General features: G+C 72.3%; 10 protein-coding genes. All 10 read right to left on the bottom strand.

Annotation, left to right across the window (positions count from 1 at the left end; all coding sequences use genetic code 11):
• Positions 1–146: 146 nt before the first annotated feature.
• The 10 genes from serS to ACZ50K_RS33740 all read right to left on the bottom strand — a co-directional run bounded on the left by serS (position 147) and on the right by ACZ50K_RS33740 (position 9,282).
• Positions 147–1,442 (bottom strand): serine--tRNA ligase, encoded by a 1,296-nt coding sequence (gene serS / locus ACZ50K_RS33785; RefSeq protein WP_468910419.1) that lies wholly within the window; start codon positions 1,440–1,442, stop codon positions 147–149.
• Positions 1,443–1,484: 42 nt separating this feature from the next.
• Positions 1,485–2,705: a beta-ketoacyl-[acyl-carrier-protein] synthase family protein gene (locus tag ACZ50K_RS33780; protein WP_468910418.1), complete on the bottom strand. Its 1,221-nt coding sequence runs from the start codon at positions 2,703–2,705 to the stop codon at positions 1,485–1,487.
• Positions 2,705–2,935: an acyl carrier protein gene (locus ACZ50K_RS33775; RefSeq protein WP_468910416.1), complete on the bottom strand. Its 231-nt coding sequence runs from the start codon at positions 2,933–2,935 to the stop codon at positions 2,705–2,707. Before ACZ50K_RS33775 ends, ACZ50K_RS33780 begins: the two co-directional genes overlap by 1 nt.
• Positions 2,936–3,075: 140 nt before the next feature.
• Positions 3,076–4,098, bottom strand: a complete 1,023-nt coding sequence (locus ACZ50K_RS33770; RefSeq protein ID WP_468910414.1) for a beta-ketoacyl-ACP synthase III — start codon at positions 4,096–4,098, stop codon at positions 3,076–3,078.
• A complete protein-coding gene (locus ACZ50K_RS33765; RefSeq protein ID WP_468910412.1) occupies positions 4,095–5,078 on the bottom strand; it encodes a ferritin family protein in 984 nt (327 codons plus the stop codon). The genes ACZ50K_RS33770 and ACZ50K_RS33765 overlap by 4 nt, the downstream gene beginning before the upstream one ends.
• The gene (locus ACZ50K_RS33760; RefSeq protein WP_468910410.1) at positions 5,075–5,626 is read right to left on the bottom strand and encodes a flavin reductase family protein; all 552 of its coding nucleotides are present in this window, start codon (positions 5,624–5,626) and stop codon (positions 5,075–5,077) included. Before ACZ50K_RS33760 ends, ACZ50K_RS33765 begins: the two co-directional genes overlap by 4 nt.
• Entirely contained in the window at positions 5,623–6,192 is a 570-nt protein-coding gene (locus ACZ50K_RS33755; protein WP_468910408.1) for a hypothetical protein, read from the bottom strand. Before ACZ50K_RS33755 ends, ACZ50K_RS33760 begins: the two co-directional genes overlap by 4 nt.
• A gap of 28 nt (positions 6,193–6,220) precedes the next feature.
• The gene (locus ACZ50K_RS33750) at positions 6,221–6,697 is read right to left on the bottom strand and encodes a type II toxin-antitoxin system RatA family toxin (RefSeq protein WP_468910406.1); all 477 of its coding nucleotides are present in this window, start codon (positions 6,695–6,697) and stop codon (positions 6,221–6,223) included.
• A gap of 2 nt (positions 6,698–6,699) precedes the next feature.
• Positions 6,700–7,995 (bottom strand): aspartate aminotransferase family protein, encoded by a 1,296-nt coding sequence (locus ACZ50K_RS33745; protein WP_468910404.1) that lies wholly within the window; start codon positions 7,993–7,995, stop codon positions 6,700–6,702.
• Between the two features lie 144 nt (positions 7,996–8,139).
• Complete coding sequence (locus ACZ50K_RS33740; RefSeq protein WP_468910401.1) at positions 8,140–9,282, bottom strand: acyl-CoA dehydrogenase family protein; 1,143 nt, start codon at positions 9,280–9,282, stop codon at positions 8,140–8,142.
• Positions 9,283–9,310 lie beyond the last annotated feature (28 nt).

The following is a 9,310-nucleotide window of genomic DNA, read 5'->3' as shown; positions in this document are numbered from 1 at the left end:
CCCGGCCCAATCCGGTGCCGCCCGGGTGGGGCCGTGGTGCCTTGCGTCCCTGGTTTACCCCTGGGGGGGGGTATGGGCCGGTGGTCGGAGAGTGGGTGCTCTCCGGCCACCGGCCCTTCCGCGCGCCTGACCCGGCACGCCCCGGCTCAGCTGTCCGAGGTGGCTCCGCCCGGCAGGATCCGGCGGAAGCCGGCGTACGGGACCAGGGCCTGCGGCAGCAGCACCGACCCGTCCTCCTGGACCCCCTGCTCCAGCAGGGCGGCCACGGTCCGGCCGATCGGCAGTGCCGAGCCGTTCAGCGTGGCGGCCGGCGACTTGCGGCCGTCGGCCCCGCGGACCCGGATCCCCGCCCGCCGCCCCTGGAAGGTGCCGCAGTCGGAGACCGAGGAGATCTCCCGGTAGGCGTCGGCACCGGGCAGCCACACCTCGATGTCGTACGTCTTCCGGGCCGAGAACCCGATGTCGCCCGCGGGCAGCAGCACCACCCGGTACGACAGCTCCAGCCGGCGCAGGCACTCTTCCGCGTGCCCCACCATCAGCTCCAGCTCGCGCGGGGCGTCCTCGGGGGCGCAGACCCGGACCAGCTCCACCTTCTCGAACTGGTGCAGCCGCAGGATCCCCCGGGTGTCCCGGCCGTACGCCCCCGCCTCGGCCCGGAAGCAGGGCGTACGGGAGGTGAACGCCAGCGGCAGGGACGCGCCGTCCAGGAGCCTGCCCGCCACCAGGTTGGTCAGCGGGACCTCGGCCGTCGGGATCAGGAACAGCTCCCGGTCGCCGACCTCGGTACGGAACAGGTCCTCCTCGAACTTGGGGAGCTGCCCGGTGCCGGTCATCGTCTCGCGGTTGACCATGAACGGCACCGAGTACTCGGTGTAGCCGTGCTCCTCGGTGTGCAGGTCGAGGAAGAAGGCGGCCAGGGCCCGCTCCAGCCGGGCACCGGGCCCCCGGCTGACGTTGAACCGGGCACCGGCCAGCCCCGCCGCCGCGGGACCGTCGAGGATCCCCAGCTCCGCGCCGATGTCGGCGTGGTGGCGGGCGGAACTCCCGGCGGCCGGCCGGCGGACGGGCGGACCGCCCAGCCGGACCTCCAGGGCCTCCTTCTCGCTGTCCCCCGAAGGGAGCTCGTCCAAGGGGATGTTGGGGATGCGCAGCAGGACCTCGGTGAGGTCCCGCTCGGCGTCCCGGAGCACCGACTCGGCCGTCTTGACCTCGGCCCGCAGGAGGCGGGTGGCCTCCTTGGCCTCTTCGGACGGCGGCCCGGAGCGCCCGGCGCTCTTGGTGGCCCGGTTCGCCTCGGCCCGGAGCCGCTCCACTTCGGAGCGGGCCAGGTTGCGGCTCTCGTACAGCCTGGAGAGGGCGGCCACGTCGAGGTGGTGGCGACGGCGGGCCAGCCGCCGTACCGCCTCGGTGCCCGAGGCGAGGAGCTCGCTCGGATCGTGCATGTGTTCTCCCGGAGCAGGGTCGGAGGGGCCCCGAAAGGGGGCTCAGGCCCGGGCGATGGCGAGGACGGAGTTCTGTCCGCCGAAACCCAGGGAATTGCTGAGGGCGAGTTCGATGGGCATGTACGTGGGGGTGAACGCCAGCTTCACGGAGATCCGCGGATCCGGTGTGGTGAGGTTGGCGGTCGGCGGCACCAGCCCGTGCTCGATGCTGAGCAGGGAGAACACCGCCTCGACCGCTCCGGCCGCGCCCAGCATGTGCCCCGTGACCCCCTTGGTCGAGGTGACGAGGGGCGAACCGGTCAGGGTCCGCTCCAGCATCCGGGCCTCGGCCAGGTCGTTGAGCGGGGTCGAGGTGCCGTGCGCGTTGACGTGCTCGACGTCACCGGGATCGGCGCCCGCGTCGGCCAGGGCCGCCCGGACGGCCGCCTCGATGCCGAAGGCGTTCGGGTGCGGGGAGGTGATGTGATGGGCGTCCGCCGTGGAGCCGTAACCCACGATGCGCCCGTGGACGTGTGCACCACGGGCTCGGGCGTCGGCGAGCCGTTCCATCACGACGATGCCGGCCCCCTCTCCGGCGACGAACCCGTCACGGTCCGCGTCGAAGGGGCGGGAGGCGCCCGTCGGGTCGTCCTCGCGCTTGGACAGCGCGCCCATCTGCGCGAAGCCCGCCATGACCAGCGGGGTGATCATGGCCTCGGCGCCGCCGGCGAGCACGATGTCGCAGCGGCCCAGGGTGAGCAGGTCCCGGGCCACACCGATGGCGGTGGAACCCGAGGCGCAGGCGGTGGCCACCACGAGGTTGGGTCCGCTCGCACCGAACTCGATGGCCGTCTGACCGGCCAGCATGTTCGGCAGCTGCATGGGCAGCAGCAGCGGGGAGACCCGTCCGGCACCCTTGTCGCGCAGGACGTGGTGCTGTAGTTCGACCGTTTCCGGGCCCCCGTCGGCACACCCGAGCACCACCCCGACCCGGGCCCCGTCCCACGTGGTGGGATCGAGACCCGCGTCGGCGATTGCCTCGCGCGCGGCGACCAGGGCGAACTGGACGAAACGGTCCAGTCTGAGTGCTTTGCGGGGAGTGAGCAGTTCCTCGGCGTCGAAGTCCGGCACCCGGCAGGAGATCCGTACCTGATTGTCGGCCAGCGAGGGGTCGAGTGCGGCGGCCGAACGGCCGCCGCACACGGCGTTCCAGCTGGGCCCGACGCCGACACCGCCCGGAGTGACCAGGCCCAGCCCGGTGACCGCGATGTCCGATTCGGCCATCAGACCCTCGCGCTCCGGTCCTCCATGAGGCGGACCATGTCGGCCACCGTCTCGGCGTCGAGGAGCTCGTCGTCGCTGATCTCCAGGCCCAGCTCGGATTCGAGCAGCAGCGACAGCTCGACCACGGCGAGCGAGTCCAGCTCGATGTCCTCGCGGGTGGCCTCCGGGGTGATGGCGTCCGGGGACACCTTCAGCTTGTTGGACAGGATTTCCTTGAGCATCTCCAACATGGCGACTTCCTTGGGTCGAGTGGTGCTGACGGGTGGTGCGTACTGAGCGGTGCGCGCTGGGTGACGCGCACCGGGTGGTGCGTCATGGGGGGTGGGACGGTGCGGAGGCGAAGGTGGCGGAGGGAAGGGACGGGATGCGGTCAGACGGACCGGAGTTCCGGCCAGACCAGGGTGGCCGCGCCCCAGGACAGCCCGCCGCCGAAGGCGGTGAGCAGCACCCGGTGGCCGGCCGCGAGCCGGCCGTCCGCGGTGGCCTGGGCCAGCAGCAGCGGGATCGAGGCCCCACCGGTGTTGCCGACCTGCTCGATGTTGCTCAGCCGTGCCTCGGCGGGGATCTCCAGGCGGTCGGCGACCGCTTCGAGGATCCGCGCGTTGGCCTGGTGGGCGACCAGCCGGTCGATGTCGGAGATCTCCAGGCCGGCCCGTTCGACCGCCGTCCGCGAGGCCTCCGTCATGTGCTCCACGGCGTGCCGGTACGTCTCCCGGCCGAGCATCTTGAAGTACTGGTCGGACGGGTCCACGGGCTTGCCCGAGGACCGCTGCCGGGAACCGCCGCCCGGCACCTCGATCAGATGGCTCAGCGAGCCGTCGCTGCCCAGGACCAGCGGCCCCACGGCCCCCGGCTCCTCCGCGTCGCCGGCCCGCAGCGCCACCGCGCCGGCCCCGTCCCCGAAGATCACGGCGGTGCCGCGGTCCTCCGGGTCGATGATGGTGGTGAACGCGTCCGCCGTGACCAGCAGGACCCGCTCGGCCGCCCCGGAGGCGATCAGCCCGGAGGCGGTGGCCAGCCCGTACAGGAAGCCGGTGCACACCGCCGAGACGTCGAACGCGGCGACATGGCCCAGTCCCAGCCGGGACGCCACCTGCGGTGCGGTGGCCGGAGTGGGCTGGTCGGGGGTGGTGGTGGCCAGGACCACCGCGTCCACCTTGTCCCAGCCCGCCGACTCCAGGGCCCGGGCGCCCGCCTCGACCGCGAGGTCGGAGGTGGCGGTCCCGGGGGAGACCACGTGCCGCTGCCCGATGCCCGTACGGGTACGGATCCAGGCGTCGGAGGTGTCCAGCCGCAGCGCCAGGTCGTCGTTGGTGACCACGTCCGGCGGCAGGAAGCACCCGACGCCCGCGATCACCGCCGCCCGGCCGGGCGGCACGGCGGACCCGCTCATGCGGCGCTGTCCCGACCGCTCAACACCTCGACGGGCAGGCCCATGTACGCCATCCGGGCCTCGGCCATCTCGTCGGTCCACTGCTCGGCCATGTCGTAGCGCTGGTCGGGAGTGGTGTCGAGCAGGCGCACGCCCGGCCAGATCTCGTAGTCGCCGATCTTGTCCGCGTGCTCGGCCATCCCCTTCTGGAACAGCTCCTCGCGGTGGATGACGAACTCCCGGTCGGGGATCGAGTCCCACAGCTCCACACCGGACCGCAGGATCTCCATCAGCCGCGGCCGGTAGCCGGGGTTGGCCTCGATGTGGTTCTTCAGGATGGTGCTGGCCACCGTGAGGTGACGGATCTCGTCGATGGCGGTGCCCCGCGAGATCTCCCCGGTGGCCGGGGACAGCGGGGTCCACTTGCGCTCGCTCAGCTCGGCCGCCGGCGCGAGGACGCCTTCGATGACGATGGCGAACACCGCGACGCCGCCCGGGAAGTCCTTCTGCGTCTGGACGATGTCCAGGGTGAAGTCCACGACCGGGTTCAGCACCCGGGTCCGGTAGTCCGCGGCCATCTCGTCGATGTCGCGGAGCAGGGTCTTGGCGGGCATGCCCAGCTCGACCAGGTGGTTGCGGAAGACCCGGGCGTGCCGGGCCTCGTCGATCAGCTGGGTCGCGTAGAACTCCAGTTCGGGGACACCGGGGGCGATCGCCACGTACGGGGCGAGCAGCCGGGTGGCGATCTCCTCGGAGAGGCCGCGGAAGCCGAACTCCAGGACCAGCGCCTCCCGCAGCGGGCCCGGCTCCTTCAGGAAGTCCGGCACCAGGGCGTCCTTGTGGTGGCCCGTCTCGCCCCGGTCACGCAGGGTCCCCTGCGCCACCGAGGTGAACCAGTAGGCCAGGTCGCACTCCTCCGGCCCGAGGGTGAGTTCCTTCGCGCCGTCGAGCAGGCCGGGAGCCAGGTCCCAGTCGGCCTCGGGTGCTACAGAGCTGGTCATGACGCGGTCGTCTCCTTCGTGGGTGTGGCCGGGAAGAGGGCACCGCCGAACAGGCCCCCGGTGTAGCTGAACAGCGGCGGGCCGGCCTCGGCGGAGGCGCGCACCACGTGCCCGAGCAGCAGCTCGCCGTCACCCGCCGGATGACGGGAGTGCACCCGGCAGGTGTAGTGCGCGATCGCACCGTCCAGCAGCGGCGCCTTCGCGTACGGATCGGGAGTCCACTCCGTACCGTCGAACTGCGCGCCGCCGTCGGGCCGGGAGCTGTCGGCGAACCACTGCGCCAGGTCCGCCTGGCCCGCTCCCAGCACGTTGATCACGAACCGTCCCTCGGCCACCGCCAGCCCGCCGAAGGAGGAGCCGGCCCGCAGGACGACCCCCACCAGCAGCGGCTCGCGGGACACCAGGGTGACCGTGCTGGCCGTGGTGCCGTGCAGCCGGCCGCCGTTGTTCACGGTCAGCACCGACACCGGCGAGGCCAGGTGGTAGAGGGCCTGGCGGCGCTCCCGCGGCTCCTGCCGCACCGGCCGCCGGACGGTGGACAGGCTCATCGGGCCGCCTCCTGGGGCACCCGGGCCTCCGCCGCCGGCTCCACGGCCCGCGCGGCCAGGACGGCCTGCGGCGGGATGTGACCGACCGGCACCGGGTCCATCGCGTGACCGACCGGCTTCGGGTGCGTGACGCCCAGGTCGTCCAGCAGCTTCAGATAGCCCTTCTGCCGCACCGGCTCGAACGGCAGCGCGAAGGACTTCATGAAGTTGCCGAACAGGGCGCGGTCACCGAACAGGTGGAAGGGCAGCACCAGCAGCGCCCACTCCGGCCCGATCAGCCAGCACCACAGCGCCGCCACCGCGGCCTGCGTGATCAGGCTGTGCATCACGTTGTAGGCGACGTAGTAGCCCTTGGAGATGGGCTTGCCGCCCGCCCGTTTGAAGGCCACGGCGCCCGGGATGTAGCCGATCAGGTCGATGTAGAAGAACAGCCCGATCGCCGGCAGCCAGCGGATCTCGTCGTAGTGGGCGATCAGGAGCCCGGTGGTGACGGCGAACGCCACCAGGTACTCGGTCCGGTGCAGGGCGAACGTGCGTGGGGTCTCGAATGGGTTGGCCTGGTCCATGGTCGGGCTCCTGGGAGTGTGGGGGGTTTCAGGCAGCGCTGACGACGGCGGCGGGGGTGGTGAGCTCGACGTTGCCCACCAGCTTGGTGTCCGGGAACAGCCCGGTCAGCGACCAGGCGACGGTCTCGCGGATCACACGCTCGGCGATCGGGTCGAGGATGCCCTCCAGGCTCGGGATCCCGAAGTCGAACTCCCCGTCGAAGCGGACCGCGACGTCCTCGCCCTCCTGACGGAACTTCCAGGACCCGGAGAACGAGTCGAAGTCGCCGTCGCTCTGCACGAAGCGGATCTCGCCCTGCTCCGGGAGGATCTCGTCGTCCTCGGTCCAGCGCAGCAGACCGCTGCGGAAGTGCAGCTCCCAGCTGGAGCTCTTGCGGCCCTCGTGCACGGTGGTCGCGTTCACGTGCGGGGCGAGCTCGGGGAAACGCTCCCAGTGGCGTATCGCGTCGAGGACCGCGGAGGCCTGCTGCGCGGGTACCAGGGCGTCCAGTTCAACGTGCCGCATGATCAGTTGCCGCCTTTCGGCATGGTGGCCGCACCGCGCACGAGGTCGCGGGTGGCGAGGTCGAAGGAGTTCAGGAGGAACTCCACGTCGGTGTCGGTCAGGATGGCGGGCGGGGTGAACCGCACCACCGAGCTGCCGTTCATGGAGTGGTTCGCGACCACCCCGTGGTTGAAGAGCTCGATCAGCAGCTCCCCGGCCAGGCCGCCCTCGGTCAGCTCCACGCCGATCAGCAGGCCCTGGCCGCGGACGTCCACGACCAGGTCGGGGATGTTGCGGTGGGCGATCTCCGCGATCGCCGGGAGCAGCCGCGCACCGAGGTCCATGGATCGGGTGACCAGGCGCTCCTCGGTCATGGCGCGGATGGCGCCCTGCACGGCGGCCATCAGCACCGGCTGGCCGGAGAAGGTGGAGGTGTGGACGTAGGGGTCCTTGTCGAACGGGCGGAAGGCCTTGCGGGTCGCGACGGCCGCCGAGACCGGCAGCACACCGCCGCCCAGCGCCTTGCCGGTGAGCAGGACGTCCGGGGTGACCCCCTCGACGTCCGCGCCCCACCACTCGCCGAGCCGGCCGAAGCCGGACTGCACCTCGTCGAGGATCAGGAAGCCGTCGTACTCGCGCACCAGCTCCTCGACCCGCTTGAGGTAGCCCTTCTGCGGGATGATCACGCCGCCCTCGCCCTGGACCGGCTCCAGGATCACGCAGACGTCGCCCGGGTGGGCGGACAGCTCCGCCTCCAGCGCGTCCAGGTCGTCGAAGGGCAGGTGGTGGAAGCCGGGCACCAGCGGGCGGAACGGCCGCTGGTAGACCTCCTTGGCGGTGGCGGACAGGGCGCCCAGGGTCTTGCCGTGATAGCCGCGCTCCATCGACACCGTGCGGCTGAACCCGCCCGCGCGGGCCAGCTTCAGGCCCGTCTCGACCGCCTCGGCGCCGGACAGCGCGAAGTGGACGCGGTCCAGGCCGGCCGGCATGACGGACACCAGGGCCTCGGCGGCGCGGGCCACCGTCGGCTCCAGCAGGATGCGGGTGGAGGTCGGGTGGGTGCGCAGCTGGCGCTCCACCTCCTCCATCACGATCGGGTGGCGGGCGCCCATGATGAAGACGCCGTAGCCGCCCGCGTTGAGGAAGCGCTCGCCGTCGCTGGTGGTCAGCCAGGCGCCCTCGGAGGCGACCTCCATGTGGCTGCCGAAGAGCTCGGCGAGGGTGGCCCGGCCCTTGCTCAGGTGGGACCGGTACAGGCCGAGGATCTCGGCCTCCTCCAGTGCGGCGGCGGTTGCTTGGGATTCCTGAATGACGGTCACGTTCTTTTCGCTCCCAGGGAGTCGTGGTCACGGCCCGGCGCCGGCGCCCGGGCCCGCTGCACGGGCGGGCCCGCCGAGTGGGCGGCCGGAGGGACGGCGCGGCGCGGCGGCGCCGGGCGGACTGCGGAGGGGTGTCCGGGTGGGTCAGGCGAGGACGAGGGCGTCCCCGGCGGCGTAGCGCAGCAGCGGCTCGCCGGCGGCGCCGCGACCCGGCGGGTGGAAGGCGAGGGCCCGCACGGCCGCTCCCGCCCGGGCGTGGTCGGAGCCCTGGATGAAGTCCATGCCGCCCAGCAGCTCCAGCGCGCGCGCCGAGATGTCGGGCAGCGCCTTCTGCACCGCGTAGCGGGCGATGAGCACCCGGTTCACCGAGGCCTCGTCACCGGGCTCGGAGGCGATGGCGCGGGCGGCGCCCTCCAGCAGGGCCAGGGCCGCCTCCATGTCGATGAGCAGGTCGGCCCGCTCCTGGACGCTGCCCCGCTCGCGCTCCAGGACCAGCTCGACCAGGGCGGCGGCGCCGCCCGCGTAGCCGGTGCTGATCAGCAGCTCGAACCAGATGAAACCGGTGGTCTGGAGGTCGTCGAGGCGGTGCGGGTCGTCCGCGCCGGCCCGGACCACCATCTCCTTGGGGACGAAGACGTCCTGGAGCCTGACCTCGTCGCTCTCGGCGCCGGCCAGCAGGTCGCTGCCCCAGAACTCGTGGACGGAGATGCCCGGGGAGTCGGCCGGGACCAGCGCCAGCGCCAGCTCGGGCTCGGAGCCGTCCTCGCCGTGGATGGCCACGGACGCGGTGAGCAGGCTCATCGAGGAGGCGAGGCTGCACGGCTTCTTGGAGCCCGTCAGCAGGAAGCCGCCGGTGACCGGACGGGCCGTCACCGCGGGCATCAGGATGTTCTGGGCGGTCTTGCCCTCGGCCCAGCCGGAGGCCATGACCTGCTGCTCCGGGACGATCCGGTGGAGCAGGTCCACCTGCTCGGGGGTGAGCCGGCCGTCCTTGGAGTCCAGGGCGTAGAGCATGCCCGCGGTGAAGTGGTGCATGGACACGGCGGCGACCAGCGAGGGGGAGACCGCGCCGAGCGCGAGCTGCACCTGCACGGCCTCCAGCGCGGTGGCGCCGTGGCCGCCGAACTCCTCGGGGACCAGCAGGCCCACGCCGCCGTGGATGCGGAACAGGTCGATCACGGGGCTGCCCTGCGCCTCCCGTGCCGCGTACGGGATGGTGTCCAGCTCCTTGAGCAGGCCGGGATGGAAACGCTCGCACACGGATCGAGCGGCATCGAGGGAACGCACGAAGGACCTCCGGTTGGGGGACTGGGGT

Source organism: Streptomyces sp. NPDC033845, from assembly GCF_055576225.1.
The sequence above is the reverse complement of the archived record's forward strand: the minus strand, read 5'-3'. Positions and strand labels throughout refer to the sequence as shown.